At 35.7% G+C, this 26,524-nt stretch carries 28 protein-coding genes; 12 read left to right on the plus strand and 16 right to left on the minus strand.

Annotated elements, in window-relative coordinates; genetic code table 11:
• Nucleotides 1-334: 334 nt before the first annotated feature.
• On the minus strand, nt 335-1,735 hold the full coding sequence (locus KGI01_RS08730; protein WP_141274371.1) for a YfcC family protein: 1,401 nt from the start codon (nt 1,733-1,735) through the stop codon (nt 335-337).
• Nucleotides 1,736-1,936: 201 nt separating this feature from the next.
• Entirely contained in the window at nt 1,937-2,959 is a 1,023-nt protein-coding gene (locus tag KGI01_RS08735; protein ID WP_141274372.1) for a glucosaminidase domain-containing protein, read from the minus strand.
• A gap of 209 nt (nt 2,960-3,168) precedes the next feature.
• Between KGI01_RS08735 and KGI01_RS08740 the strand changes: the two genes are divergently transcribed.
• Both KGI01_RS08740 and KGI01_RS08745 read left to right on the plus strand, forming a co-directional pair.
• The gene (locus tag KGI01_RS08740; protein WP_141274373.1) at nt 3,169-3,738 is read left to right on the plus strand and encodes an undecaprenyl-diphosphatase; all 570 of its coding nucleotides are present in this window, start codon (nt 3,169-3,171) and stop codon (nt 3,736-3,738) included.
• A gap of 177 nt (nt 3,739-3,915) precedes the next feature.
• On the plus strand, nt 3,916-4,113 hold the full coding sequence (locus tag KGI01_RS08745; RefSeq protein WP_068453309.1) for a hypothetical protein: 198 nt from the start codon (nt 3,916-3,918) through the stop codon (nt 4,111-4,113).
• A 169-nt stretch (nt 4,114-4,282) separates the two neighbouring features.
• Here KGI01_RS08745 and KGI01_RS08750 read toward each other — a convergent pair whose 3' ends face one another.
• The 8 genes from KGI01_RS08750 to KGI01_RS08785 form a co-directional block, all read right to left on the minus strand.
• Nucleotides 4,283-4,549: a hypothetical protein gene (locus KGI01_RS08750; RefSeq protein WP_068453307.1), complete on the minus strand. Its 267-nt coding sequence runs from the start codon at nt 4,547-4,549 to the stop codon at nt 4,283-4,285.
• A 110-nt stretch (nt 4,550-4,659) separates the two neighbouring features.
• Nucleotides 4,660-5,295 carry a DsbA family oxidoreductase gene (locus KGI01_RS08755; protein WP_141274374.1) on the minus strand — a complete coding sequence of 212 codons (636 nt, stop codon included), beginning with the start codon at nt 5,293-5,295 and terminating at the stop codon, nt 4,660-4,662.
• 9 nt (nt 5,296-5,304) lie between these two features.
• Complete coding sequence (locus KGI01_RS08760) at nt 5,305-5,655, minus strand: rhodanese-like domain-containing protein (protein WP_141274375.1); 351 nt, start codon at nt 5,653-5,655, stop codon at nt 5,305-5,307.
• 13 nt (nt 5,656-5,668) lie between these two features.
• Nucleotides 5,669-6,442: a sulfite exporter TauE/SafE family protein gene (locus tag KGI01_RS08765; RefSeq protein ID WP_141274376.1), complete on the minus strand. Its 774-nt coding sequence runs from the start codon at nt 6,440-6,442 to the stop codon at nt 5,669-5,671.
• Nucleotides 6,443-6,471: 29 nt separating this feature from the next.
• Nucleotides 6,472-6,699 carry a sulfurtransferase TusA family protein gene (locus tag KGI01_RS08770; protein WP_141274377.1) on the minus strand — a complete coding sequence of 76 codons (228 nt, stop codon included), beginning with the start codon at nt 6,697-6,699 and terminating at the stop codon, nt 6,472-6,474.
• Nucleotides 6,700-6,755: 56 nt separating this feature from the next.
• Entirely contained in the window at nt 6,756-7,877 is a 1,122-nt protein-coding gene (locus tag KGI01_RS08775; protein WP_141274378.1) for an MBL fold metallo-hydrolase, read from the minus strand.
• A gap of 84 nt (nt 7,878-7,961) precedes the next feature.
• Nucleotides 7,962-8,357 (minus strand): DsrE/DsrF/DrsH-like family protein, encoded by a 396-nt coding sequence (locus tag KGI01_RS08780; protein ID WP_141274379.1) that lies wholly within the window; start codon nt 8,355-8,357, stop codon nt 7,962-7,964.
• Between the two features lie 19 nt (nt 8,358-8,376).
• Nucleotides 8,377-8,931, minus strand: a complete 555-nt coding sequence (locus tag KGI01_RS08785) for a sulfurtransferase TusA family protein (RefSeq protein ID WP_141274380.1) — start codon at nt 8,929-8,931, stop codon at nt 8,377-8,379.
• A 248-nt stretch (nt 8,932-9,179) separates the two neighbouring features.
• Between KGI01_RS08785 and KGI01_RS08790 the strand changes: the two genes are divergently transcribed.
• Nucleotides 9,180-10,874: a methyl-accepting chemotaxis protein gene (locus tag KGI01_RS08790; protein ID WP_170214763.1), complete on the plus strand. Its 1,695-nt coding sequence runs from the start codon at nt 9,180-9,182 to the stop codon at nt 10,872-10,874.
• A 99-nt stretch (nt 10,875-10,973) separates the two neighbouring features.
• Here KGI01_RS08790 and kdpC read toward each other — a convergent pair whose 3' ends face one another.
• Genes kdpC through KGI01_RS14215 form a run of 4 tightly spaced genes read right to left on the minus strand, consistent with a single transcriptional unit; the run spans nt 10,974 to nt 15,425 of the window.
• Nucleotides 10,974-11,576, minus strand: a complete 603-nt coding sequence (gene kdpC, locus KGI01_RS08795) for a potassium-transporting ATPase subunit KdpC (RefSeq protein ID WP_068453288.1) — start codon at nt 11,574-11,576, stop codon at nt 10,974-10,976.
• 12 nt (nt 11,577-11,588) lie between these two features.
• Nucleotides 11,589-13,625 (minus strand): potassium-transporting ATPase subunit KdpB, encoded by a 2,037-nt coding sequence (kdpB, locus tag KGI01_RS08800; protein WP_141274382.1) that lies wholly within the window; start codon nt 13,623-13,625, stop codon nt 11,589-11,591.
• A gap of 12 nt (nt 13,626-13,637) precedes the next feature.
• Nucleotides 13,638-15,338, minus strand: coding sequence for a potassium-transporting ATPase subunit KdpA (gene kdpA, locus KGI01_RS08805; protein ID WP_141274383.1), 1,701 nt, complete (start codon nt 15,336-15,338; stop codon nt 13,638-13,640).
• 12 nt (nt 15,339-15,350) lie between these two features.
• Nucleotides 15,351-15,425 (minus strand): potassium-transporting ATPase subunit F, encoded by a 75-nt coding sequence (locus KGI01_RS14215; protein WP_368634018.1) that lies wholly within the window; start codon nt 15,423-15,425, stop codon nt 15,351-15,353.
• A gap of 265 nt (nt 15,426-15,690) precedes the next feature.
• Between KGI01_RS14215 and KGI01_RS08815 the strand changes: the two genes are divergently transcribed.
• The 7 genes from KGI01_RS08815 to KGI01_RS13865 all read left to right on the plus strand — a co-directional run bounded on the left by KGI01_RS08815 (nt 15,691) and on the right by KGI01_RS13865 (nt 23,687).
• Nucleotides 15,691-18,303, plus strand: a complete 2,613-nt coding sequence (locus KGI01_RS08815; RefSeq protein WP_141274384.1) for a DUF4118 domain-containing protein — start codon at nt 15,691-15,693, stop codon at nt 18,301-18,303.
• Nucleotides 18,303-19,001, plus strand: coding sequence for a response regulator transcription factor (locus KGI01_RS08820; protein ID WP_087680842.1), 699 nt, complete (start codon nt 18,303-18,305; stop codon nt 18,999-19,001). The genes KGI01_RS08815 and KGI01_RS08820 overlap by 1 nt, the downstream gene beginning before the upstream one ends.
• A gap of 4 nt (nt 19,002-19,005) precedes the next feature.
• A complete protein-coding gene (locus KGI01_RS08825; protein ID WP_141274385.1) occupies nt 19,006-19,704 on the plus strand; it encodes a response regulator transcription factor in 699 nt (232 codons plus the stop codon).
• On the plus strand, nt 19,701-20,684 hold the full coding sequence (locus KGI01_RS08830) for a sensor histidine kinase (protein ID WP_141274386.1): 984 nt from the start codon (nt 19,701-19,703) through the stop codon (nt 20,682-20,684). Before KGI01_RS08825 ends, KGI01_RS08830 begins: the two co-directional genes overlap by 4 nt.
• Nucleotides 20,685-20,764: 80 nt before the next feature.
• Nucleotides 20,765-21,526 carry an ABC transporter ATP-binding protein gene (locus KGI01_RS08835; protein WP_141274387.1) on the plus strand — a complete coding sequence of 254 codons (762 nt, stop codon included), beginning with the start codon at nt 20,765-20,767 and terminating at the stop codon, nt 21,524-21,526.
• A complete protein-coding gene (locus tag KGI01_RS08840; RefSeq protein ID WP_141274388.1) occupies nt 21,516-23,489 on the plus strand; it encodes an FtsX-like permease family protein in 1,974 nt (657 codons plus the stop codon). Before KGI01_RS08835 ends, KGI01_RS08840 begins: the two co-directional genes overlap by 11 nt.
• 42 nt (nt 23,490-23,531) lie before the next feature.
• Nucleotides 23,532-23,687, plus strand: coding sequence for a hypothetical protein (locus tag KGI01_RS13865; RefSeq protein ID WP_156422350.1), 156 nt, complete (start codon nt 23,532-23,534; stop codon nt 23,685-23,687).
• A gap of 84 nt (nt 23,688-23,771) precedes the next feature.
• On the opposite strand, the gene KGI01_RS08845 is transcribed toward KGI01_RS13865, so the two are convergent.
• The gene (locus KGI01_RS08845; protein WP_068453275.1) at nt 23,772-24,182 is read right to left on the minus strand and encodes a YhfM domain-containing protein; all 411 of its coding nucleotides are present in this window, start codon (nt 24,180-24,182) and stop codon (nt 23,772-23,774) included.
• 118 nt (nt 24,183-24,300) lie between these two features.
• Nucleotides 24,301-25,089, minus strand: coding sequence for a TrmB family transcriptional regulator (locus KGI01_RS08850; protein WP_141274389.1), 789 nt, complete (start codon nt 25,087-25,089; stop codon nt 24,301-24,303).
• Between the two features lie 94 nt (nt 25,090-25,183).
• On the opposite strand from KGI01_RS08850, the gene KGI01_RS08855 reads away from it, so the two are divergent.
• Together KGI01_RS08855 and KGI01_RS08860 are read left to right on the plus strand one after the other, a co-directional pair.
• The gene (locus tag KGI01_RS08855) at nt 25,184-25,954 is read left to right on the plus strand and encodes a sulfite exporter TauE/SafE family protein (protein WP_087680820.1); all 771 of its coding nucleotides are present in this window, start codon (nt 25,184-25,186) and stop codon (nt 25,952-25,954) included.
• A gap of 42 nt (nt 25,955-25,996) precedes the next feature.
• On the plus strand, nt 25,997-26,482 hold the full coding sequence (locus tag KGI01_RS08860) for a DUF1572 family protein (RefSeq protein WP_141274390.1): 486 nt from the start codon (nt 25,997-25,999) through the stop codon (nt 26,480-26,482).
• Nucleotides 26,483-26,524: the final 42 nt, after the last annotated feature.

Here is a 26,524-nt window from a genome sequence, read left to right on the forward strand (position 1 = left end):
TTCTCACGCATGTTACAACAACATTACACATAGTGGTATAATTTGGATGTAAAAACCTTAGATTGCTGTATTTTCACTAAAAACCGTATAGAATCAACATTTTAAACATCCATTTTTTTACTTTGACATTCTTTTCATTCAAAAATAAAACTACTTTTTTATTTATTTTTTTATAAAATAATCGAGATTTCATAAAATTTTATCGTATTTTTTATACATAACGGACTCTTATATGACAAAAACAGCTTCTATTTCAGTACATATAAAAAAAGATGAAAGGAAAATCCCTTCACCTCTTTTCTACATTATTTGAGTTTCTACTATTATATGTTGGTTAAAACGGACCGTAATTCATCGCATGTGCCACAATTAAAATAATAATGCTGACAATCACTTGTGCGATAAAGAATGGCATATACCATCTTACCCACTTATTCCACTGGATTCCCGCAACTGCAAGTGCAGCGATTAATGCACCATTTGTCGGGAACAATAAGGCTGCAATCCCATCGCCTAATTGGAAAGCGAGAACTGCCGTTTGACGCGTAACATTCACTAAATCAGCAAGCGGCGCCATAATTGGCATTGTTAAAGCTGCTTGTCCACTTTGTGATGGAATTAAGAAATTAATCACCATTTGAATAAACATCATCGCAACTGCTGTTAAAGCAGATGGGACACCTGATAACATATTGCTCATATAATGAAGGATTGTGTCTAATAAACCGCCTGATTGGAAGATAACAAGGACTGCCTGTGCTAAACCGATAATCAATGCACCACCAAGTAGTTCACTGGCACCTTTTACAAAGCTGTTCGCGATTTCTGATGGAATTAAACCACCAACAATCCCCATAATAATACCTGTCAATAAGAATAGACCTGCTAATTCAGGAATAAACCACTCATACAGTTTGACACCTAAAATAAGTACAACAAAGTTTAGCATGAATACGGTTAATACTAATTTATGACGTAATGTCATTTTTAACGTCTTGTCTTTATCTTTTGGACTAAACTGACCGAACTTACCGTAAATACCGAGTTCTGGATTTTTTTGGACTTTTGAAGCATGACGATAAATGAAAAAGCTCGCCATTAATACAAAAATAATAAATACGACAATACGAAGTCCCATACCTGAGAAGGTTGGAAGTTCTGCAATGCCTTGTGCAACTGCGGTTGAGAATGGATTTAAAAACCCGGCTGTGAAGCCCATCCATGCACCCATTACAACAATTGCAAAACCAGTCACTGCATCAAAACCAAGTGCAATGGTCAAAGGAACGATGAGTGCTACATAAACGGCAACTTCATCACTCATCCCCATTGTTGCACCACAAATCGCAAAGAATAGTACGAATACAGGGATCATCAATTTTTCTTTACGCTTCATTTTTTCAGCAAATGTCACAACAAAGGTATCAAGCGCACCTGTTGCGTTCATAATACCGAAAACACCACCGATAATTAGTACGAAGAAGATTGTTCCTGCACCATTTACCATACCTGCATGAATACTTGTAAAAATATCTAGAAATCCAACAGGTGTATTGTCCACAAATTGAAAGGAATCGGCTACTAATATTTCACGTCCATCCTTCTCTACCTTATCAAACTGACCAGCAGGCACAAAATAAGTTAAAATAGCTGAAATCACAATTAAACTAAAAATTAATACATATGCATTAATCCCTTGTGCTGCTCCTTTTTTTGCTTTATCTCTCTTAAACATCTTGATGTATAACTCCTAACGATTGATTGAATATTTATGATATAAATTGTTTTTAAATGCAGTCATAATTATACATTCAAAAAATTTTTTATACAATACTATTTCAACTTTTTTCGACAAAAAAACAAAAAAGAATACGTTTATACACTAATATTATCCACTTAAATGAATAATTGGCATAAACATATTCATGTACATACATTATTTTAAGGATTGTAAATAGATGATTTGCCCTTCATATACAAAAGAAGAGTCTAACTGATTCAAAATTAACAAGTTTTGTTCTGTTGTTTGATACTTTGCCGCGATACTCGATAACGAATCACCTTGCTGAATCACATAACGTAATGGTGTATTCTTTTGTGCTAGATTTTTCTTATTCCCTCTTACATCAACAACTAATTTTTGTTTAATTTGAATGGTCGCATGCGTTAAACCATTCCATTTCTTTAAATATGCTGTCGTAATACCGTGCCGTGCAGCAATACTTGTTAATGAATCACCTTTTTTTACTCGATAGTATTTAGTCGGTGTATAAACAATCTTTTGAGTAGATACACCTACTAAAACTTGTTGTCCATTTTGCTTTCCTACATTTTCTAAAATACTTTCTGGTTTCACATTCGCTGTAGTTTCTGTTTCACCAGCTACAGTAGTCGATTTTAAATGATCAAATTTTGTTAAATCATAACGTTCAATAATTTGATTCAGCTTTTTACTATAGCTTAAATCACTCGCGTATCTTCCTGCTAAAATAGCTGTCGCATCTCTGTAACTTTTTGTATTCTCCTTCCAAGCTCCTGCATAGTATCTCGGGTTATGCGTTAACCCATTTCGAATTAGTTTTGCATAGTCTTCTAGAGATTCCGTATAGGATGTATATTTTTTGAATGTAGAACGTATTTGATATGTGCCGCTATCTTTATACTCTTTCGTTTGGAAGTTTGTACCTTGACCATTGTATTTTCCTTTCATACCAAAAAGATTATAAATCGGTGCTTGGCTTAACCTACTATTGCCATAATTACTTTCTAAAATAGTTTGTGCCAACATAACAGAAGCATAAATACCATATTGATTACTTAATCTGACAACCTCAGGTGAGATTTGATTGATGAATGGATGACTTGTAGATATTGATGAGAGACTTTGCTTTGGAGTAGCTTGCGCGTATAAAGATGAAGTCGTTAATGGTACAGCTAAAATACTGACCGATAATATCAAGCTAGACAACCTTTTTTTCTATGCAATTAAAATACCACCTTTTTTTACAAATAATGTATCATTCCACTTGTTTACATACCCGATATTTTTTTATCTTAACCTTTTTTACAAGAATGGAACCTTTCTCAAATTTTATAGTCTATGTAAAGAGATTGGCTATAAACTATGCTACAATAGCTATTGAAATTTAAAGGAAAAGAGTGACATCATTGAATTATGAATTACTAAAAGCCATTAATGATTTGGCTGGAAAATCTTCTGTTGTAGATGCAATCATGATTTTCGCAACAAACTACGCAGTTCCTGTTTTTGCAACCGTCTTACTAATGATGTGGTTCTTTGGAAAAGAGTATATGAAAAAAACCGTTGTTTACTCCGCTCTTTCAGGTGTTCTTGGCATTTTAATAAATGTACTAATTAGTAAAATTTATTTTGAGCCACGCCCATTTGTGACACATGATGACTTAAATGTATTAGTAGATCACGCAAGAGACGCTTCATTCCCAAGTGACCATACGACAGGTGCAATTGCACTTGCTTTTGCGATTGCACTACGCAACAAACGAATCGGTATTGTCATGATGGTATTTGCACTTATAACAGGCTTTTCTCGCATGTATGTTGGAAACCATTATCCTGGTGATGTAGTAGTAGGTATCGTAATCGGTTTATTAGTCGCCTATACTATAAATAAACTGGCATTTTTAGTTGAACCACTTGCTAACTTTATTGTTACAGTTTATCGTGCATTACCATTTGTACCAAAGAAAACAATATAATTGTTTTCCACTACAAAAGGGTAAACAATTTTCATACCGAAAGTTGTTTACCCTTTTTTATATGTTTTGTCAAATAAAAAAACTAAATTAATTGACAATTCTAACGATTAGATATATGATTAATTCACAAAGTTGACACAGTTTACGGAATGCTTCATACAAAAGGAGGAAATCATCATGAACATCTATGACATTATTTTAATTGCCGCAGGTTTGATTTCAATTCCCGTCGTTTGTGCAATCTGGTTAGACTTCTCTTATAGTAAAGGTAAAAAAGTTTCATTTTCTCTACCACGTATGTTAGGTTGGTACGCTGCAATCTTCGTTATTTCTTATGTACCAGCTGCATTTATGATTTACAACATGAAAAACTAAAAATGGTGATACATTTCAAACATACCTACCATAACGAAAAAAACCAAGCAGTGACTTGACGGACAAGTGACTACTTGGTTTTTTTGGCTCTTCTAACAAAAAAAAGAAGCTACTTTATCGTAGCCTCTTTCATTTTATTGTTAACTTTTTCTTCCTTTGCGCTATGATTTTAAACACCAAGTGCTGTAGATAGCATAAAGATAAAGAAAATACCCCCAAGAATACCTAGAATATTTACAACGACTAATACATTTCTTTCTCCTTTATACACACTAACTGCAGTTAAAATTGCACCAATCATATATAAGAAGAAACCTAGAAAAATAAATACATTACTTGATAAAAAATCAATTGCTTGATCTGTAAATGGTGGCACTAATAAAAATAAACCAACAAATACAAAAAAGAACGATGCTCGTGAAAATGCGCGTGACATAGTAACACTCCTTTTTTAAATCGTAAAAAATTCCACTAGATAGCATACCATGAAACACATAGTAACTCCTAGTGGGATTTCATAGATGACAAGAAATCGTACAATTTTTGTTAATTTTCATCAGCTGTTTGTTTTAACGTACGAATGAAGACTTCTTCTGGTTCCGCACCGATAATACCAAAGCGATTATCAAACACAAAGAATGGTGCACGGTCTACACCAATTTGTTGTGCATCATATGCATCTTGGTCAAGTTCTTGTTGGTAGTCTTGGTCATCTAAAATTCGTTTTGCTTCCTCTTTTGAATAGCCAAGTTCTTCAATTAAGGCAAATAAATATGCTCGATCTGAAAGATCTTTTCCTTCAACAAAGTGCCCTTGCATTAATCTTTCTGTCCATTCATGCTCTTTTTGCTCTTTTGCCATCCATTTTGCAAGGCGATGTGCATCTGCTGTATTGGCTGGAATCATCGTATCAAAATGATACGTTAATCCGACTTCTTTCGCATGTTGTTGTAATTCTGCTAAAAATGTATCCACTTTTTCAGCTCGTCCATCCATACTTTCAAGCAAATAGTCTTTATAAGGTTGTTGAACGGCGCCTTGAATTTCTGGATGTACTTCGTAATTTTTATATTGAATTTCGATTGGTTCTTGAAGATTCGTTTTTTCAATTGCTTGCATGAGTTTTTGCTTGCCTATATAGCAAAAAGGACACGTATAATCTGTAAAAACTTCAATTTTCATGATGTACCCCTATCTCCAGGCACTCATACCACCTCGTACATTTGTGATGTCTGAAAAGCCTAGTTTTTTTAATTGTTTACATGCCTGCATACTGCGCATACCACTCTGACAAATCACAACGACTTTCTTCGATGAATCAAGCGTACTATAATTCGATCCAAGTGGCATATTTTTAAATTCTTTAATATGACGACTCTTATATTCTACTGGTGTTCGAACATCTAAATAAATCGTATTTGCAGGTTTCTTTTTCAATTGTTCTTTTAAGTCAGCTGTCGTCATTTGGTTTAAGCCCTTCGTCCCTTTCATACGTAGGACAAAAAATAATACAACGACAGCAGCTATAATGATCCAAACCATATTGTTCCCCTCCTTACATTAAAATATCAAACCAAATTTTTGCGGCTGTTGCTAAAATCAGAATAGCTAGGAAAATTTGTAATGCTTTAATATTCATTTTTTTACTTACTTTTGTTCCAATAGGTGCTGCAATTAGACTTGCTACAATCATAATAATCGCGGGAATCCAGTCCACTTGCCCTGTTGTAATCTTGCCGATGGAGCCACCAATAGACGCAATAAACGTAATGGCAAGACTAGAGGCAATCGTAATACGTGTTGGAATTCCTAATACGACTAACATAATCGGTACGAGGATGAATCCTCCACCTGCTCCAACGATCCCTGATGCGACACCAACTAGAATAGCTAAAAAGAAAGCTAATCCCTTATTAAAAACAATGTCACCTTGTTGTTCAACTTTTTTCTTTGGTATAAACATCATAACAGCAGCTAATATTGCGAGTATACCATATACCATGTTGACACTTTCTTCATTAAAGTAACTTGAACCGAAGCTCCCGACAAAACTACCAAGTACAATTCCTGTACCCATCGTTAAAATGAGTGGTTTATGCAGTAAATTACTACCACGATAAGCAAGTACGCCCGCAACGGAAGCAAACATAACTTCCACTGCGCTAATACCTGATACTTGATGTGATGTAAATGCTGCAAAACCAAATAGTGGTGGTACATACAGTAATAATGGGAACTTAATAATCGCCCCGCCAATACCAAGCATACCTGAAATGAAGCTCCCAATTAATCCAATCCCAAATATGGTTAAGATCCATGCTATATCCACGGGAGTCCCTTCTTTCTAGATGAAGGTATTTATGCTTTTTGTAAGATAAATACGTATTCATCTCCATTTTCTTGTTGTTTCACAATCTTGTTGCCACTTGCATTTGCCCATGCTGGAATATCTGCTAATGCACCTTTATCTGTTACAGTTACTTCTAACACTTGACCTGATTCTAATTGGTCCATTGCTTTCTTCGTACGTACGATTGGCATTGGACAAGATAAACCTTTTGCATCTAGTTGTAAATCAATTTTCATTTTTATATCCTCTTTTCATTTTAATTATATAGAACTAGTTATTAACCCTCAAATACTTATCTTACTGCACAGCGGTTCGGTCCGATTTCCATCTCTGTTTGTTCATCAGCTGATGGCGTTAAACGTCCCATATTCACATGGCGAATTTGTGTATAAGCATTTGGTTGTGGTGGTAAGTGATCTGTTACTGTTTTACGGAATTCTTCTTCATCTTCGATATTCAAACCATGATTTTCTGCTAATAAGTCACCAAAACGTTTACCTACTGTACCATCTTCATTTAATTCTTCAATAATCATAAAGTGCGCTGGTAACACGTATAAATCCGTACTTAATTGGCGATAATGATTGTAAAGTGTTGCACGTAAATCACCCACCCAATCTTCTGCTAAACCAGCTAAGTCTGGACGACCAATTGAATCAATGAATAAAATATCACCTGTTAAGAAATATTTTTCATCAATAATGAATGATGTAGAACCAATTGTATGTCCTGGTGAATAAATCGCTTGAATATCGATTTTAGCTTGACCGATTTTTACAGTTGTTGCATCTTCAAGTGGTACATAATCGAACACAACTTCTTCTGCATCTTTTGGCGGTAAGTAGTATGTTGCACCCGTTTTTTCTGCTAGTAAGCGACCTCCTGAAATATGGTCTGCATGTAAATGCGTATCGAATACGTAACGAATAACAGCATTTTTTTCTTTTGCAAAGTTTTCAAATACATCTGCAAAACGTACAGCATCAATTACTGCTGCTTCCCCTTCTGAAATTACCATATAAGACAGACAGCCTTTACCTAGACGAACGAATTGATACAATTCGCCACCCTTTTCTAAATCAGCTACTTTTAAAGGCTCTAAATAGCTACTCCAAGCTTTCATACCGCCTTCTAAATAACCTGCTTTTACGCCTGCTTCATCTAACATTTCAGTTACCATGACAGATGAACCTTCTTTTGCACATACAACTAAAATCTCTTTGTCTTTTGGCAATTGAGGTACTAATTTTTCGACACCATCTAGTAAATCGAAGTAAGGAATATTCATATATTCGAAGTTTTCACCGTCAATTTTCCAATCTGCAAATGCATCTTGATTACGTACATCTAAAATAAATAATTGTTTTTTATGAATGACATAGTTTGCTACTTTTTGAGCTGTCCATTTTTCCATTTTAGATTCCCCCCATAGGTATTATTTTTTCGTAAATAAAAGGGATGTCTATCTAGGGTAGACAAAACCCTGTTTGTCTTGTAATTAGAAGCTTAATGATGGTGCGGCATCTTTTGCAAATTCTAAGAATGTTACAGCACCACCTACATCGATTCCGTCAATTAAATCTTCTTTTTGAATATTCATAACGTCCATTGTCATTTGACAAGCGATGAATGTTACACCTAGATCTTGTGCCATCTCTACTAATTCAGGAATTGATGGTACGTTTGCATTCGTAAAACCTGCTGCTACTTGCTCACTACCTGCTGGTGCTGCTAAGTGGTGCATACCTTGTTTATGGATTAAATTTAAACCTTCGAATGTGAAGAAAATAGCTACTTCTTTTTCTGTTGCTGCTGCTGCAGTTGCGATATTGAATACTTTATAAGCGTCGAAAAGACCACCGTTACTTGCGATAATTGCTACTTTGTTTGACATAATTGTTTTCCTCCAATAATTAAATAGTTTTTTCTAATTCACCTGTGTATGCTGTCATACCAGGTAAAACATTATATACATGTTTAAATCCATGTTCTGCTAATTGTTGGCACGCTAAATCACTTCTTGTACCTGTTCTGCAGATTACATAGTATGTTTTTGTTTTGTCTAATTTCTCCATATTATCAAATAATTCTCCAAAAGGAATTGATGTTGCACCTTTTATATGTCCAAAGGCATATTCAACTTCTTCACGAACATCTAATACGATTGAATCATTCGAAATATTCTGCACTTCTTCAAGTGAAACAGTTTGTTCAAATGTTTTTTCACGTTCTTCTGCTTCATTACATTTACGTAGGTAATGTTTTAACACAGAACCTTCTTCAACTAAACCAATGTACTGATGTCCTGTTGAAGCTGCCCAAGCTTGTAAGTCCGCTTTGGAGCCCGCATCCGTAGCAATTACTTCTACTGTTTCGCCAACCTCCATTGTATTCATCGTTTTTTTTGTTTTAACGATGGGCATTGGACAAGCTAAACCTTGTACATCGAGTTGATGATCTGTTCTCATTTCTCTGCCTCCCTATACCACTATGGGTATTTTTCTTTCTAAAAAAATAGGTTTGCGATAACGCATAACCGATTTCCTAGTTACACTATAGTATACCCCGACAGGTATTGTCAACAATTTAATTCAAAAGAAAATAGTCACACTTTCAATAAAGCTATGTTGAAACTTTATTCATATTATCAAAAAACAATAGAATTACTTTTATGATTCCTTTATACTATTTTTATAAACAATCAGGAGGAACCACAATGAAAAAGCTATTAAATTTTAAAACAATCAAAATGCGCATTTTATTTAGTTTTGCGATTGTTTTAGTTCTATTTTTAGGCTATGGGTATTATAGCCTAACTGTAATTAAGAATGTCCAAGATGGTATGAATGTTATGGTATCAAAAGATTTAAAACTACAAATTGCAAATCAACGCGTTGCATCGGATTTCTCTGTGCAAATTGCAGCTGCACGCGGCTATATTTTGTCTGATGATCCGAAATATAAAGATATTTTCGAAGAATACAATAAGTCGCGAATGGAGAATGAACACACAATCAATCAAATTAGCGATAAAGAAATTGCAAAGGACTTAGTAGACAAAACAGACAGTTGGTATACATATATTCAAGATGAAGTATTTGCTGTATATGAAAAAGGTGATGTCAAAACTGCTGCAAAAAATTTAACTTCTGTTGATGAAGCTGGTACAGAAATCCGAAAAGGTTTTGAAGAATTAGCTGATTTACGTTCAGATGCTATGGCAAAAAATGGTGAGGAACTTTATAAAATCGCTAAAAAAGGTGAAGTATATACATTTATTCTAGCAGTTATTATTATTCTCTTAACCATTGTTATCTCTATGCTTTCTGCTCGTGTTATTTCACAACCAATCATTACGATTACTGCTCGTCTGAAAAAGATTGCTTCTGGAGATTTAACTGAAAAGACAGTATCTGTTACACGCCGTGATGAAATTGGTCAATTAGGTTATGCTTCAAACGACTTAACAGAAAAATTACAACATACCATTGCTTCTATGCAAGATGTGGCACAAAATGTGGCAGGTCATAGTGATTCATTAGCACAGTCAGCCGATGAAATTAAACAAGGTTCAAATCAAATCTCTATAACGATGCAAGAATTAGCTGAAGGTACAGAAGAACAAGCATCGCATGCAGGAGAACTCTCTTCTTCTACAGATGCTTTCGTACAAGTGATTCGTACTGCAAGTGACAAAGGAAACGAAATTTATAATCACTCTACACAAGTACTTGATTTCACATCAAATGGTGCTGAATTGATGGAAAAATCAACAGACCAAATGAAAACAATTGATCAAATTATGAATCATGCAGTTGAAAATATGCAAGAATTAAATCAGGAATCGAAACAAATTTCCATGCTTGTGAAAGTGATTAATGGGGTTGCAGATCAAACAAACTTACTTGCGCTCAATGCTGCAATTGAAGCGGCACGTGCAGGTGAAGCTGGTAAAGGATTTGCCGTTGTGGCAGATGAAGTGAGAAAATTAGCAGAGCAAGTATCAAGTTCAGTAACGGATATTTCAAATATCGTTGAAAAAATTCAAGCGAATACAACATTAGTGTCCACTTCTTTAGAACATGGTTATGGCGAAGTTGTACGTGGCACAGAACAGATTCAAACAACGAGTGAAACATTCGAAACAATCCATAAAGCTGTGACTTCAATGGCTACAGGAGTTAAAAGCATCTCGAATGATTTACAAGATATTGAACAATCTTCACGTACAATTCAAGTAGCAGTCGATGAAATTTCATCGGTCTCAGAAGAATCTGCTGCAGGGGTAGAAGAAACAACAGCTACGATTCAACAAACAACAAGTTCAATGGAACAAATCTCTTCAAATGCTGATGAGTTAGCAACAATGGCACAACAATTAAATCAAATAGTACGTCAATTTAAGTTATAAAATAAGATTCAAATATAAAAAAAGCAGCAATCGCATCGTGACGCGATTGCTGTCTTTTTATTTCGAATTTGAATTCTCTCAATTTTTCATGATGTCTATTTAAGAATTAAGTTGACGGTAGATTTGTTGATTAGCTTTTAAAACATTCATTTTTTCTTCTCCAAAGATACCTAATGAACGTGAATCCGTAGCTTGTTCGATAATTTTTTTCAAATCATCTATTGATAAGCCTGTTGTTTCATGCAAGCGATCTAATTGAATTTTCGCCGCTTTAAGCGAAATATGTGGATCTAATCCAGATCCTGATGCAGTCAGTAAATCTGCAGGGATCTGTTGTTTTTCGACGGTTGGGTGCTGTTGTAAAAACTGCGCTACATCTTGTTCGATACGTTTCATCAATTCAGGGTTGGAAGGTGCATAGTTTGCACTACCTGAGCGAACGCCCTCTTTATTTTCTGTATTTTTTTCATAGATATTATATGCAATAGCTGACGGTCTTGATTGAAAATATTGATCTTGTTCAAATGTTTGACCGATTAAAGCTGAGCCAATTACTTGTCCCTTTTCTTCTATTAAACTGCCGTTCGCTTGATTTTTAAAGACGATCTGTGCGACTCCTGTCGTTATAAGTGGATATGCCAAGCCACAAATCCCCATCCATACGATTGTAATAAGTAATGCAACTTTCAATTGTTGCCACATCGACATGCCCTCCTATGATAACCCTAAACTTTTTAAAATAGGTGTAATGATTACGTCAATTAGTTTGATACCAATGAATGGGATAACTAATCCCCCTACTCCATAAATAAGTAAATTCTTGCGTAATAATCGGTTTGCACTCATCGGACGATACGGAACACCTTTCATTGCGATTGGAATCAGTAATGGGATGATAAGTGCATTGAATAATAGAGCAGATAAAACAGCACTTATCGGTGAAGATAGATGCATTAAATTAAACATTTGCATCCCTGGAATTCCTATTAAAAAGATAGCTGGAATAATCGCAAAGTACTTAGCTACGTCATTTGCAATACTAAATGTTGTCAAAGCACCTCTTGTCATTAATAACTGTTTCCCAATTTGTACAATTTCAATGATTTTCGTAGGGTTTGAATCTAAATCCACCATGTTTGCTGCTTCTTTTGCAGCATTTGTTCCTGAATTCATCGCCACACCTACATTGGCTTGTGCAAGGGCTGGTGCATCATTTGTTCCATCGCCTGTCATCGCGACTACTTTACCTTCGCGCTGTGCTTTTCGAATCACTTCGAGTTTATCTTCAGGCTTACTTTCCGCAATGAATGAATCTACACCTGCTTCTTCTGCAATAGCAGCAGCCGTCAATGGATTATCACCTGTACACATAATCGTTTGAATGCCCATCTTTCGTAAGAGTTGAAAACGCTCCTTTAGCCCCTCTTTTACAACATCTTTTAAATAGATAGCACCTAAAATTTCTTTATTCTTTGTAACAACAAGTGGTGTTCCACCCTTATTTGAAATCATTTGAACAGCTGCTTCTACCTCATTCGGACAAGATCCTACATATTTTTTCACAGTGTCAAATGCGCCTTTTCGATAGGTTGTCCCGTCCTCTAAATTGATTCCACTCATACGTGTTTGTGCAGTAAATGGTACTTCCTCAAAAGTTTGAGTTGTTCGTGTTATATCTACACCTTTTTGTTCAATTAACGTTAAAATAGATTTACCTTCTGGGGTATCATCAGCTAGTGAACTATAATAAGCTGCTTCCATTAAATCTTGTAACTCTACTGTCTGCGCTGTATGAAAAGATGTAGCCATACGATTGCCGTATGTAATCGTTCCAGTCTTATCTAAAATTAAGACATCCACATCACCACAGGCTTCTACAGCTCGCCCGTCTTTCGCAATCACATTAAATTGTGTGACACGGTCCATTCCTGCAATGCCAATCGCAGATAATAAGCCACCTATTGTCGTTGGAATCAAACAAACCATTAATGCAATCAAAGTCGCTAGTGGAATCATTAAGTCGAAGTAATCTGCCATTGGCTTTAATGTTACGACGACAAGCAAAAAGATGATTGTTAAACTAACTAATAATGTACTTAAAGCAATCTCATTTGGTGTCTTTTGTCTTTTTGCCCCTTCAATTAACGCAATCATTTGATCTAAAAAAGAAGCACCTGGAAGTGAAGTAATTTCAATTATAATTTCATCACTTGTGACAATCGTTCCACCTGTTACCGAAGAAAAGTCGCCTCCTCTTTCTTTTACTACAGGTGCTGATTCACCTGTAATAGCTGATTCATCAACTGTTGCTACACCTTCAATCACTTCTCCGTCGTTTGGAATGACTTCTCCTGCCCGAACAATCACTCGGTCTCCCTTCATCAATGTAGAAGCTTCAACCCATTGTTCTTTTCCTTCTTTTATAATTCGCGCTCGCATCGACGTTTTGGTTTTCTTTAACGTTTCGACTTGCGCTTTTCCGCGTCCTTGTGTCATCGCTTCTGCAAAATTCGCAAACCAGATGGTGATTCCTAAAATAATAGCGATGATTGCATTATATAGACGCGGCGAATCATCATGTAACATTTGTGGAAACAGCGTAAATAGAATTGTTGCGAAAAAGCCAATCTCTACTACAAACATCACTGGATTCTTCACCATGTACATGGGGTTAAACTTTAAGCATGCTTGCCAACAAGCCGACAAAACAAATTTTTTAGAAAAAATCTGTTCTTTTTGCATAGTTGTCATTTTCTTCACTCCTTAACGTATCGTTAAAAACTCTTGAATGGGCCCTAATGTTAGTGCGGGTAAGAATGTTAATGCACCTACTACAAGAACAATTGTGAATAAGAATGTTCCGAAAAGTGGTGTATCTGTTTGTAAAGTACCAACTGAATCTGGTTGTTCAGGCTTTCTGGCGATTAGTGTCGCAATGGCTAACTGTAAAATAATCGACGTATACCGTCCGAAGAACATTGCTAAGCCAGTCGTGACATTCCAAAATGTCGTATTATCTGCTAACCCTTCAAATCCTGATCCATTATTTGCTGCTGATGAAGCATATTCATATAAAATTTGTGATAAACCATGCGCACCTGGATTGGTAATCCCTTCAACACCTCCTGCTACTGAAACAGCAAGTGCAGAAAATCCTAAAATAATAAATGGATGAATTAAAATACATAAGGCAATAAACTTCATTTCCTTTGCTTCAATTTTTCTTCCTAAAAATTGCGGTGTACGCCCAATCATTAAACAAGCAAGGAAGATAGCTAATAGGACGTACATCATCATATTCATAAGACCCACGCCTTTTCCACCAAATACGACATTTAACATCATATTAAATAGCGGAACCATGCCTCCTATTGGCGTTAATGTATCATGCATATTATTAATCGTCCCTGTTGTAAATGCTGTTGTGACTTCTGTAAACAATGCAGATTGTTCAATTCCAAAACGAATCTCTTTTCCTTCCATACTGCCATTTGATTGATCGATGCCAAGTGCTGTAATGAGTGGATTACCTGTCTTTTCGCTTATATAAATTGCAGTAAGTCCAATTAAGAATAGAGCACCCATTACAGTGAATAACACCGCGCCCTGCTTTCCAATGACAACGTGCTTATGTGGTTGCTTTCGATAGGCAATCATCAAACCAAATGCTACAACGCATGCACCTGGTAATAACATCATCGATAATATTTCGATTACGTTCGTTAGAGCTGTTGGATTTTCAAATGGTGTAGAAGAATTAGCTCCATTAAAACCACCGCCATTCGTACCTAAATGTTTAATAGATTCCATCGAAGCAATCGGTCCTAACGCGAGATCCTGTGACTTGCCTTCCAATGTTGTAATCGTCTGGTTTTGTGCTAATGTTTGCGGAACGCCCTGCCATACGAGTGCAAGTGCAACAACGAATGAAAAAGGTAATAAAATACGGACGATAATTCGTGTGAAATCTTTGTAAAAATTACCGATTCGATCTGTTTTTGCAATAAAGCGACGACAAAATGCCATACATACTGCGTAGCCCGAAGCTGCAGAGGTGAACATCATGAAGGTAATAACAATCATTTGTGCAAAATAACTCATCGCTGATTCACCACTATAATGCTGTAAATTCGTATTCGTCATAAACGAAATGACTGTGTTGAATGCAAGCGTCGGTTCCATATTCTCAATTTGGTTCGGATTTAAAAATACATATTTTTGAAGACGAAGTATGAGATAACTCACTATAATCATGCAAGCATTACTTAATAGTAAAGCAATGACATATTGCTTCCCTGTCATCTCTTGCTGCTTCACACCTGTTATTTTATAAAGTATATTTTCAATTTTCTGAAAAAAAGAATTAAAAACTGTTTTTTGATTCATTGTTACTTGATATACATACCGCCCGACAAGTAATACGAGCGGTATGTAGATGATTAAAACGAACACAATCTGTAACATCATAAATCCTCCCTATCTTTCTGGATACAATAGTGCATAAAATAAATAGACAAATATACACAGACATACAATAAACAACTCTAGCATATTATTCCTCCTATTGATTTTTCGACTTATGATTACACCATTGTGTAAAAGCAAATAACACGCCGAAACTACTGAAAACTAGAGCAATCATGAAAAGTTCTAACATATCCGTCACCTTCTTTCTTGTGTAAAACTACTATAAAATAAAAAAAATTAAGGTGACATTTAGATTCGCCAAGAAATATTAAGATGGCATTAAGATGTAAAGAGCTCGCTTTTTTTTCATAAAAAATGGTTATAATGAGGAAAAGGTGGTGTTATTCGAATGAATAAAAAAAGAGGGAAATTAAAGATTTTTTTAGGATACGCAGCAGGTGTAGGAAAAACATATGCCATGCTCAAAGAAACACATGAACAACTTGCACTTGGAAAAGACATTGTTGTTGGTTATATAGAACCGCATGACCGACCTGAAACAAAGAGATTGATAGATGGTTTGGAATGTATCAAAACAATTGATGTTCATTATAAAGGTCGCGTATTTCAAGAACTTCATTTGAATGCAATTATTGAAAGGATGCCAGAATGTGTCGTCATTGATGAATTAGCTCATTCTAATACACCTGGATTACGCCATGAAAAGCGTTTTGGAGATATAGAGGAATTATTAAATCGTGGGGTTGACGTATATACAACCATCAATATTCAACATATTGAAAGTTTGCATGACCTAGTCGAAAGTATTACAGGAATTCCTGTAAATGAGCGTGTACCCGATTGGATTATTGACCGCGCCGATGAAATTCAACTAGTTGATTTAGAACCAAGTGTACTTATTCAACGACTAAAGGATGGAAAAATATATGCGCCTGAGCGAGCTAAACAAGCATTACAAAATTTCTTCACCTTACCACACTTAATTGCATTACGTGAAATCGCACTGCGCAGAATCGCTGATAGTGTGCATAAAAGGAATCCACTCGAACATGCAAAAGAACATATTCTTGTCGGTATTAGTAGCTCACCTACGAATGCAAAGGTTATTCGCACAGCAGCTCGTCTTGTTCAATCACTGCATGCTGAATTTTCTTGTGTGTATGTAATGGATGACTCGAATGAACTTGAAGCAGAGGATCAAGAACGACTACAGAAAAATATCGAATTAGCTGAACAATTAGGAGGCACAGTCATTATATTACGAGAAAATAATCCATCTGCTGCAATCGCGAATTATGCAAAAATAAGTGGTGTAACCAAAGTCGTTCTAGGTAAAACAATGGGTAAAACAACATGGTTTACAAGACGAAAATTAACAGATGCTGTCAATGCTTTCATACCATCAATTGATTTATACATTGTACCTGATTATGAAAATGCGCAAAAAAAGTCAAAAAGAAAAGAAATTGATCTTTCCTTACAATGGCTGGACTTTCTTAAAATGATTTGTATCTTTACATGCGTCGCTTTACTCGGCATGTTTTTTCAGTACCTCGGATTAAGTGAATCTAACATTATTACCATCTTTATTTTAGGTGTATTAATCGTAGCAATTTGGACTACTAGTTGGCTTATGAACATTATTAGTTCTGCTATTGCTGTTTTAGAATTCAACTTTCTTTTTACACAACCTATTTTTTCATTTGAAGCTTATCATAAAGACTATCCCATGACATTTTTTATTATGTTTTTAGCAGGGCTTCTAACAAGTAGCTTAGCTAAAAAGATTCGCAAACAAGAGCAAACAGCGATTTATAATAGTTACCGAATCGAAACATTATTAGATGCCAACCGTACATTACAAAGTGCCAAAAATGTGGACGAACTGATGAACATTGGATGTCAAGAAATGATTAAAAATACGCAAGCACCCATTATGCTTTATACAATTGAACAAAAAAAGATACAAAGTGCAGCTTATTTCCCTTGCGCACATTTAACGACACAACAAAATGAGCATGCGAAAAAAAAGTTAGCGAATTCAAATGAACAAGCAATTGTACAGTGGTGTATCTATAATCAAAAAGCTGCTGGTCAGACAACGAATATTTTTAAAGACGCTTTTGCATATTATGTTCCCTTCTCTTTTCATGATGAAGTGCAGATAGTACTAGCGATTACATTTAAACAACAACAACCTTTTTCAAAGTTTGAAAAACAAATTATGTATGCTATTTTAAATGAACTTACGCTTTCATACGAACAGTTCTATTTACTAGAAGAAAATATGGTAGTAGCAAAAGAAAAAGAACTGGAACAAATTCAGTCGAACTTATTACGTTCTATTTCACATGATTTAAGAACACCACTCACTAGTATTTCTGGGCATGCTTCTTTATTAAAAACAGCTGGGACACAATTAACAAACGAACAAAAATATACTCTATACGAAGATTTAGATTATAATGCGAATCGACTCATTCAATTAGTTGAAAATTTATTAGCGGCTTCTAAAATTTCAAATGGACAGTTATCATTGCATATACATGAAGAATTAATTGAAGATATCTTTCAAGATTGTTTAGAGCAAATTGCGAAACATTCAGAGCGACCTATTCAGGTTGAAATACAAGAGCCAAACTTAAGTGCGAAAATGGACGTCCGCCTGATTAGACAAGTGATTTATAATTTACTTGATAATGCCATTCAACATACTGAGCCACATTGTCATATTTGCTTAAAAGCTTATGAAGAAAACGGATTGATTTGGATTGAAGTACGTGATAATGGACAAGGGATTTCTCCCAATATAAAAGAGGCTCTTTTCCATCCCACTACTTTTTACCACTTAAAACAACATGATGCAAAACGTGGTTTAGGGATTGGTTTATCACTTTGTCAAAATATTTTACAGATTCATCAGAGTGAATTACACGTAAAAGATGCGATCCCACATGGCGCTATTTTCACATTTTCTTTAGAGAAAGGAAGCGATATATGATGACACAACCTATTTTAATCGTAGAAGACGATCCTGCTATTACGCATTTTATACAAATGGCACTTGAATTACAGCACTACCCTTTTGAACATGCGCGCTCTGGTAAAGAAGCTTATGAAAAACTACTTACATCAAAGCCCATATTGATGATTTTAGATTTAGGGCTTCCTGACATGGACGGACAGGAAATTATCACTAAAACGCGTCAATGGTCTTCTATTCCCATCATCGTTGTTAGTGCTAGAGGGGAAGAACACGATAAAATCCAAGCATTGGATGCTGGAGCAGATGATTATGTGACAAAACCATTTAGTATGGATGAATTATTAGCGCGTATTCGTGTAGCACTTCGCCGAGTACAACATCCGCTACATGTACAAGAACAGCCGACTTTTCAAAATGGCCCATTAACCATTCATTATGATGCTAATCGCGTCTTTTTATATGAGGAAGAAATTCATTTAACGCCTAATGAATATATTTTATTAGAGACCTTCAGTAAGCATGTTGGAAAAGTTCTCACACACAATTTTCTGTTAAAGTCCATTTGGCAGGATGCTTTAGAAACAGATTTACCAAATCTTCGTGTATTTATGACAACACTTCGAAAAAAATTGGAGAACCCACATGTTAAGTTAATTCAAACGCATATTCGTGTAGGTTATCGTATGATTCATGTAGATGAAAGGAGCGAGTAAAGAGATGAAACGCATTTTTTTAATTGAAGACGATGAAGCCATCGCCAGACAAATTCAACAGCATTTTCAGCATTGGGATTTACAGACCACTATCGCAAACGATTTTCAACAAATTATGAAGGAGGTGCGTAGTGTAGATCCAGCTCTCGTTATTATTGATATTCAATTACCCGCATACGATGGCTTTCATTGGTGTCGAGAAATACGCGCAGAGTCGAAAATTCCAATTATCTTTTTATCTTCGCGCGACCAACCAATGGATTCCATTATGGCGATGCAATTAGGAGCAGATGATTATGTACAAAAACCTTTTCACATGGATGTATTACTCTCTAAAATCCAAGCACTTTTAAGAAGAACTTATGAGTATACACAAGTTGAAAAAGAAACGGTACATCAATGGAATGGCATTCAAATTGATTATGCAAGAAGCGTTCTCCTACGCAATCACCGACAAGTCGAACTGACGAAAAATGAGCAATTCATTTTAAAAGTATTACTAGAAAAACCGGATGAAATTGTTTCAAGAGACGATTTAATGCGTCGATTATGGGATGATGAGCGTTTCGTCAATGACAATACCTTAACCGTAAACGTGAACCGTTTACGCCATAAATTAAGTGACATCGGTTTAGATAATGTCATTGAAACGAAAAAAGGATTAGGGTATGTAGCAGTGACGAAAGGAAACCTGGCAACATGATGAAACTATTTTTTAAAGATCATCTCATCTGGTTTTTATTATTATTTGTTTTATTTCTTTGGATGAATCTTTTATTTGTATTGGATACAGGCTTACAGACTGTTTCTGTTATTTATTTGAATGGGACATCATTATTTATTGTAGTAGTGGTTGTAAGTATTTATGCCCTATGGTGGCGAAAACAATTAAAAAAACAGGCCTTTTCTTCTTATCACGCTTCTTCTGTTATGGGGCTTTATGAAAAAGAATATGAGCGGTTACGTGTAGAATTAAAACAAGCTGAAAATCAATTATTCACGAAGTTTCAAGAACAGGCTGATGAACAAATACGTTGGATTCATGAGATGAAAACACCGTTAACTGCGCAAAAGCTCATGATTGATGCACTCCCCCCGTCCCCTGCAAAACAGCAAATTGATTTAGAGTGGCATCGCTTGCATTTTTTATTAGATCAGACATTACATACATTACGCATGGAAAGCCTAGAACAAGATTTAATTTTACAAGAGGTCTCTCTCCGTCCACTTGTAATAGAAGAAATCAACCAGCTCCGAAGCTGGTTTTTAGAAAAAGAGCTTGAAATTGATTTAGACGACTTCTCTACTTCCATCTACAGTGATGCAAAATGGTTACGCTTTATTTTGCGTCAAATTTTATCGAATGCGATTAAATATAGTCACGTTGGTCAATCCATTCATATTTACAGTGGGACATCACAAGATGGGCATACATTTTTAGCCATTCAAGATACAGGTGTCGGGATTGAACAACATGATTTACCACGTGTTTTTCAACGTGGCTTCACAGGAGGTTACGGACGTAAACAGCAGGCGGCTACAGGGATGGGTCTTTATTTAGCACAGAACATCGCGCGTAAACTAAAAATCCAATTACAAGTAGATTCTACTGTCGAACAAGGGGCAACCGTTCGCTTATACTTCCCTCACCCGAATACATTTGTCGACCTTCAAGCAATATGACAAAAATGTCACGTAAAACGAACGATTGTCACATCGATTCGCTTTAAGATGAATATAAGACTTGAAGGAGGCAATATACAATGGATCTTGTAAAAGCACGTAAACTAACAAAAAGTTATGGTAAAAAACAAAACGTACAACAAGTATTAAAAGGGATTGATTTAGATGTACAAGCTGGTGAGTTTGTGGGGATTATGGGTGCGTCGGGGTCTGGCAAAACGACATTATTAAATGTTTTATGCTCGATTGATACACCGACTAGCGGCATTGTCGAAATTAATGGACATGCGTTACATGAGCAATCGTCGAAAAAATTAGCACAATTGCGTCGAACAGAGATGGGGTTTATCTTTCAAGATTACAACCTCTTAGACACATTGACGGTTAAAGAAAATATTCTACTACCACTCGCTGTGAATAAAATTAAAAAAGACGAAGCAGAGTCTCGCTGTGTGACACTGATGAAGCAACTTGGGATTGAAGAGTTAAAAAATAAATACCCGAATGAAATTTCAGGTGGTCAAAAACAAAGAACAGCTGCTGCACGTGCATTAATTATGAAACCATCGATTATTTTTGGAGATGAACCAACAGGCGCACTTGATTCAAAATCTGCAACATCTCTACTTGAAAGTTTGGAAGCATTAAACAAAGCTTATCGTGTAACAATTATGATGGTCACACATGATCCTGTAGCTGCAAGCTATTGTAATCGCGTACTCTTTTTAAAAGATGGTTCAATTTATACGGAATTATATAAAGGGGATCAAACACATAAACAGTTTTTTGCACAGATTATGAATACACAAGCTGTATTAGGCGGTGATTTACATGAGCTTTAATACGCTTGTCTTTCGAAGTATGCGAAAAAATATTCGTCACTATTATCTTTATTTCTTCGCTTTAATTTTTAGTGCTACACTCTACTTTTCATTCACAACGATTTCGTCAAATGATGATGTCACACATATGCGAAACGCCGATTTAAAAGCGGGAGCTGCTTTCCAAGTAGGTTCGATTATTTTAATCATCATTGTGGCTGTCTTTGTTTTTTATGCCAACCACCTATTTATGAAGCGTCGCAGTCGTGAAATTGGCTTATATCAACTCATTGGTATGCCAAAATCAAAAATTAATAGCATGATTTGTATTGAAAACTTTATTCTTTTCACATCCGCAGTTAGTCTTGGCGTGTTAATTGGCTATTTCTTCTCACGTTTTTTCACAATGGCCTTTTTAAAAGTCATCGGTAGCGATGATTTTGTGGAGATGTACTTTTCGACAGATGCACTAGTACAAACACTTGTTGTTTTTGCGATTATTTTTGGTTTTATCTTATTACAAACAATGTGGCTTATCGCCCGTTCAAAGCTATTAGATCTTTTCCAAGCTGAAAGTAAGTCCGAACAGCAAGTCAAAAAAATCGCGCCTTATCAGCTCGTTCTTGGACTACTTGGCATTATATTGATTGCTTTCGGCTATTACCGTTCGAGCATTTTATTCGAAGTAAAAAATACGATTACATTGAATGACTTATTTATTGCGATGGCAATTATTTTATTCTCTGTTATCGTTGGAACATTTTTATTTTTCCGTTACTCTGTTTCTTTTCTATTCAACGTCATCCGCTCGAGTAAAAAAGGACATCTCAATATTACAGATGTTGTAGCAGTAACACCCATTATTCACCGGATTCGTTCAAGCTCACTTTCGCTATCACTTATTACGATTTTAACCGCACTTGCACTTGGCATTTTGTCACTCGGCTCAATCGCTTATTATGGCGTACATGCTACAGCGAATCAAAATTCATCATATGACTTTGTTACATTCAATAACCAAGGTTCTTTTGAACAGCAATTAAAAAAGGAACAGATTGATTTTAAAAAGCAAACGTTCCAGATTGTAAGTGCCGATATCGACACACAAAATTTATTGAAGGAAAAACCTACAGATGATGCACTTGAAAACATTTCAAACAAAACACAAGTTGTCGCATTCTCTGACGCTAAAAAAGTATTCCCTTCCATTAACATAACAGATGATGAAGCTTACTTAACAGGCTACAGTCAAATGATGGCGAGTATTATTCCACTTGAAAGCGGGCGTACCATTCAAGTGTTACTCCCAGGTCTTACAAAAAATTTAGAAGTCAAAACTATTGAAAAACAGGCGATTGTTCCTTCGTATTTAACATCGGGCGTTCCAGCAGTCGTTGTTTCAGATGCGTTATTTAAACAACTACAAGAAAATAAAAAAGTTCAAAAAATGACAGCTTGGCATTCATTCACAGGCTATACAGTTCCAGATCAGGACATCAAACAGGCTACAGAGCTTTACTTTAAAACTACAAATGATGGCGCATTCAAATCGAAAAAACAAGAACTGCATCCAAAACCAAAAGCCATTTTAATTAAGGCACTACAAGAACAGATGGGGCTTGTTATTTTTATCGCTGGTTTTATCGGTCTTGCTTTCTTATTTACATCTGGTAGTATTTTATACTTTAAACAAATGTCAGAAGCAGATGAAGAACGAACTTCGTTTACAACGATGCGAAAAATCGGCTTCTCTGAACAAGAGATTATGCGTGGCATCTTTATGAAGCAACTATTTAATTTTGGTATTCCGCTCGTAATTGGTTTATTGCACAGTTACTTTGCGGTCAAATCCGGATGGATGTTCTTTGGTACAGAACTTTATACACCACTCTTTGTGACGATGGGAATTTATATTTTACTCTATTCCATTTTCGCCCTTTTAACGACACAGTATTATAAAAATGTTGTGCGACAAGCCCTTTAAATAGTACACTGTAGAGGATTATGTTTAAAGGAGTCGGCATAGATGGCACAAATGAATGAATTAGATCGCATGATGCTTATGCGCAAGCTAGCAGAATTAGCAAAAATGCTAGAAGACAAAACTGTTACAGAAGAACAATATTTAAAAGAAAAAGAAAAATTAATGGAGATGTTACGTAAGTTTAATATGGACATCTAGCCTATAAAAAGAGTCTTTTCAGGCTCTTTTTTTCTATTTTCGCAAAAAAGCCCTCTTATTTTTAAAATAAAAGGGACAAGCACATTATTTAGTTGAATCCATAATCTTCTTTATACGCTTTGAATAATCCTCTGTTAAAAGATATAAAGTCTCTGTATCTTCTGTATCCATAACAGCTACTTTCTCTTGATTTAACCACATAAAGTAGCTTTTATCTCCTAGCTCTACTTTATATTCAGGGTCCATTATATCGACTTTTCCCTTTTGCTTTTGTAAATGCGTAAAAGCCTGTTCAAACGCTTTTATTTCTTCATCTGATTTAAACGTAACGACAGAATTTTTTTGAACTTGATCAAAACTCTCCATTTTATACACATCGACTTGTTTTACTTCACCTAGCTTATTACTACAAGCACTTAATATCATGAAAACACTCAAAATAGAAAGTAACAAAAGAATCTTTGAACACGATTTTTTACCATATGTACCCTTCATGGATGGCAATCCCCTTTCAAAAAGAACGCGTATTTTAATATCCTTACTAAAATACCATTAATAGGTATTTTTGTTATTAATATACCATTTTTTGTATAGAGGCAAATTTTCTACGTGTTCAGTATCCTTGTAGGAAAAATGCTGCGCGCTGTTCTTTCACCCAATCTTCTAGTGTATCTTGACTACGGTGTACTAAACGGTTTACGAGGACATCATGCCATATATAATCTTCTAATAAACGAATGTGTATAGGGTCATCTGTATAAAAGGCAAGTGGTCGTTCTTTTAGTGAAGGGCCATAAATCATATGTGTACTATCAACCGACACGATAAACCAGCGACTCGCTGTTGGCTTCTCTGTAAAATAGGTTGCGCGGTGACGGTCAACTGTCGGTAAACCATTCTCTACATGTAGCGTAATGCCATGCACCGTTACTTTTTTCGCTGCTTCTTCTAATACAGGACGTAATAACTCGTAAACATCATCCCACACCGAAATTAAAATTTTCTCCTTTGCTTGTCCAATTAACGTACGACAGTAACTGAGAATCGCTTCTTCTTCTTGTAAATGAAGAACGGTCGGTTTTTCTTGTTGCTTTTTTTCCTCCAATTCTTTTAATGTATCCGATAGTTGTGTAAATTCATGTTGCCAACTTGTTGCTGTCTTTTGTAAAAACACCTCGACAGGCAATGCTTGATAACGGACTTTATCCGTTGCTTCTTGTTTTGACACAATTCCTTTTTCAATAAGGCTATTCAACACATCATAAATACGCGCGCGTGGAATTCCTGAATCTTTACTAATTTGATACGCCGTCACATCGCCATTTTGAATGAGTGCTAAATACGCTTTCGATTCGTATTCTGTATAACCTCTTTGCTTTAAAATCTCAATAATTCTCTGCATATTGCCACTCCTCTCTTTTTTCTGAATTCTTTATTTACAAGTATACCACAATTAGTTACTATTGTGATAGTAACTAATGAAAGGACTTATTCTTATGCCATTTGATTTAGATCCACAACTACTACTTATGCTACTCATCGCAGGTTTCGCCGCTGCCTTTATCGACTCAGTTGTTGGCGGTGGTGGTTTAATCGGTTTACCTGCTCTCATGTATTTAGGATTAAGTCCTGCTACTTCTGTCGCGACGAATAAACTCGCTGGCATGGTCGGTTCTCTAACTTCTACCATTACATTCTATCGTTCTGGGAAGCTCGACATTAAAGCCGGATTAAAATACTTCCCTCTTACATTCTTTGGCGGACTACTCGGTGCTTTCTCCGTCCACTTAATGAATCCTGAACTTTTAAAACCTTTAATGCTCATTATGTTGGCGCTCGTTCTTGTTTACACCATTTTCAAAAAAGATTGGGGCACGATGGAAAAAATCGCGCAACATTCCAAACAAAAAATGTTTACATTCGTCATCATCTTATTTTTAATTGGTTACTATGATGGTTTCTTAGGTCCTGGGACTGGTTCTTTCTTAATCTTCGCCTTCTTAACGATGGGGCATGACTTCTTAAAAGCTGCGGGTAATGCAAAACTGATGAACTTTGGTAGTAACCTTGCTGCACTGTTCATGTTCGCTTTTCTCGGTCAAATTAATTATGCTTACGGTATTCCAATGGCGATTGCTCAAGTATTCGGTGCGATTGTTGGTTCTCGATTTGCTATTCGTCAAGGCTCTGGCTATGTTCGTGTTCTTTTCATTATTGTAACCGTCGTATTATTAGCTAAAAATACATATGATTACTTTTTCAAATAAACGGAATTTTTGTTATACTGACATCATAAGGAGCTGGTCAACATGAGTATTTTTTTAAAAGCAATGTTACAAGAAATGGATAAAATTAAAAAACAAGGTGACGGTACACTTGTGCAATTAACTGAAGAACAATTGTATTTCGCACCTGATTCAGAATCAAACAGTATCGCTGTACTCGTTCAACATATCGTTGGTAATATGCGCTCACGTAGTACTGATTTCCTCACAACAGACGGTGAAAAACCGTCGCGTGATCGGGATGCAGAATTTACTCCACACACACTTTCAAAAGAAGAACTTATGCAAGAGTGGGAAGACGCATGGGCGATTTTTTACGAAACTGTTCATGCACTTTCACAAGAAGACTTACTCCAAATGGTTTCAGTAAAAGGGAAAGAAACACCCGCGATGGCTGCTTTAATGACACAACTTGTGCATTATGCTGGGCATATCGCTCAAATGATGTATGTTGCAAAAATGCAATTACAGGAAGATTGGCAAACTCAATCGATTCCAAAGAAAAAATAAACAATTATGAAAATGAGGTTCTTGTAGCCTCACTTTCTTCTA

Source organism: Kurthia gibsonii (genome assembly GCF_006539985.1).
GTDB classification, from domain to species: domain Bacteria; phylum Bacillota; class Bacilli; order Bacillales_A; family Planococcaceae; genus Kurthia; species Kurthia gibsonii.

What these genes read in the sequence shown, in the direction of transcription:
- KGI01_RS08730 (WP_141274371.1), bottom strand. Translation starts at nt 1,735, where the DNA reads ATGTTTAAGAGAGATAAAGCAAAAAAAGGAGCAGCACAAGGGATTAAT.
- KGI01_RS08745 (WP_068453309.1), top strand. Translation starts at nt 3,916, where the DNA reads ATGAACATCTATGACATTATTTTAATTGCCGCAGGTTTGATTTCAATT.
- KGI01_RS08750 (WP_068453307.1), bottom strand. Translation starts at nt 4,549, where the DNA reads ATGTCACGCGCATTTTCACGAGCATCGTTCTTTTTTGTATTTGTTGGT.
- KGI01_RS08755 (WP_141274374.1), bottom strand. Translation starts at nt 5,295, where the DNA reads ATGAAAATTGAAGTTTTTACAGATTATACGTGTCCTTTTTGCTATATA.
- KGI01_RS08760 (WP_141274375.1), bottom strand. Translation starts at nt 5,655, where the DNA reads ATGGTTTGGATCATTATAGCTGCTGTCGTTGTATTATTTTTTGTCCTA.
- KGI01_RS08770 (WP_141274377.1), bottom strand. Translation starts at nt 6,699, where the DNA reads ATGAAAATTGATTTACAACTAGATGCAAAAGGTTTATCTTGTCCAATG.
- KGI01_RS08775 (WP_141274378.1), bottom strand. Translation starts at nt 7,877, where the DNA reads ATGGAAAAATGGACAGCTCAAAAAGTAGCAAACTATGTCATTCATAAA.
- KGI01_RS08780 (WP_141274379.1), bottom strand. Translation starts at nt 8,357, where the DNA reads ATGTCAAACAAAGTAGCAATTATCGCAAGTAACGGTGGTCTTTTCGAC.
- KGI01_RS08785 (WP_141274380.1), bottom strand. Translation starts at nt 8,931, where the DNA reads ATGAGAACAGATCATCAACTCGATGTACAAGGTTTAGCTTGTCCAATG.
- KGI01_RS08790 (WP_170214763.1), top strand. Translation starts at nt 9,180, where the DNA reads ATGAAAAAGCTATTAAATTTTAAAACAATCAAAATGCGCATTTTATTT.
- kdpC (WP_068453288.1), bottom strand. Translation starts at nt 11,576, where the DNA reads ATGTGGCAACAATTGAAAGTTGCATTACTTATTACAATCGTATGGATG.
- kdpB (WP_141274382.1), bottom strand. Translation starts at nt 13,625, where the DNA reads ATGACAACTATGCAAAAAGAACAGATTTTTTCTAAAAAATTTGTTTTG.
- kdpA (WP_141274383.1), bottom strand. Translation starts at nt 15,338, where the DNA reads ATGTTACAGATTGTGTTCGTTTTAATCATCTACATACCGCTCGTATTA.
- KGI01_RS08815 (WP_141274384.1), top strand. Translation starts at nt 15,691, where the DNA reads ATGAATAAAAAAAGAGGGAAATTAAAGATTTTTTTAGGATACGCAGCA.
- KGI01_RS08820 (WP_087680842.1), top strand. Translation starts at nt 18,303, where the DNA reads ATGACACAACCTATTTTAATCGTAGAAGACGATCCTGCTATTACGCAT.
- KGI01_RS08825 (WP_141274385.1), top strand. Translation starts at nt 19,006, where the DNA reads ATGAAACGCATTTTTTTAATTGAAGACGATGAAGCCATCGCCAGACAA.
- KGI01_RS08830 (WP_141274386.1), top strand. Translation starts at nt 19,701, where the DNA reads ATGATGAAACTATTTTTTAAAGATCATCTCATCTGGTTTTTATTATTA.
- KGI01_RS08835 (WP_141274387.1), top strand. Translation starts at nt 20,765, where the DNA reads ATGGATCTTGTAAAAGCACGTAAACTAACAAAAAGTTATGGTAAAAAA.
- KGI01_RS08840 (WP_141274388.1), top strand. Translation starts at nt 21,516, where the DNA reads ATGAGCTTTAATACGCTTGTCTTTCGAAGTATGCGAAAAAATATTCGT.
- KGI01_RS13865 (WP_156422350.1), top strand. Translation starts at nt 23,532, where the DNA reads ATGGCACAAATGAATGAATTAGATCGCATGATGCTTATGCGCAAGCTA.
- KGI01_RS08845 (WP_068453275.1), bottom strand. Translation starts at nt 24,182, where the DNA reads ATGAAGGGTACATATGGTAAAAAATCGTGTTCAAAGATTCTTTTGTTA.
- KGI01_RS08850 (WP_141274389.1), bottom strand. Translation starts at nt 25,089, where the DNA reads ATGCAGAGAATTATTGAGATTTTAAAGCAAAGAGGTTATACAGAATAC.
- KGI01_RS08855 (WP_087680820.1), top strand. Translation starts at nt 25,184, where the DNA reads ATGCCATTTGATTTAGATCCACAACTACTACTTATGCTACTCATCGCA.
- KGI01_RS08860 (WP_141274390.1), top strand. Translation starts at nt 25,997, where the DNA reads ATGAGTATTTTTTTAAAAGCAATGTTACAAGAAATGGATAAAATTAAA.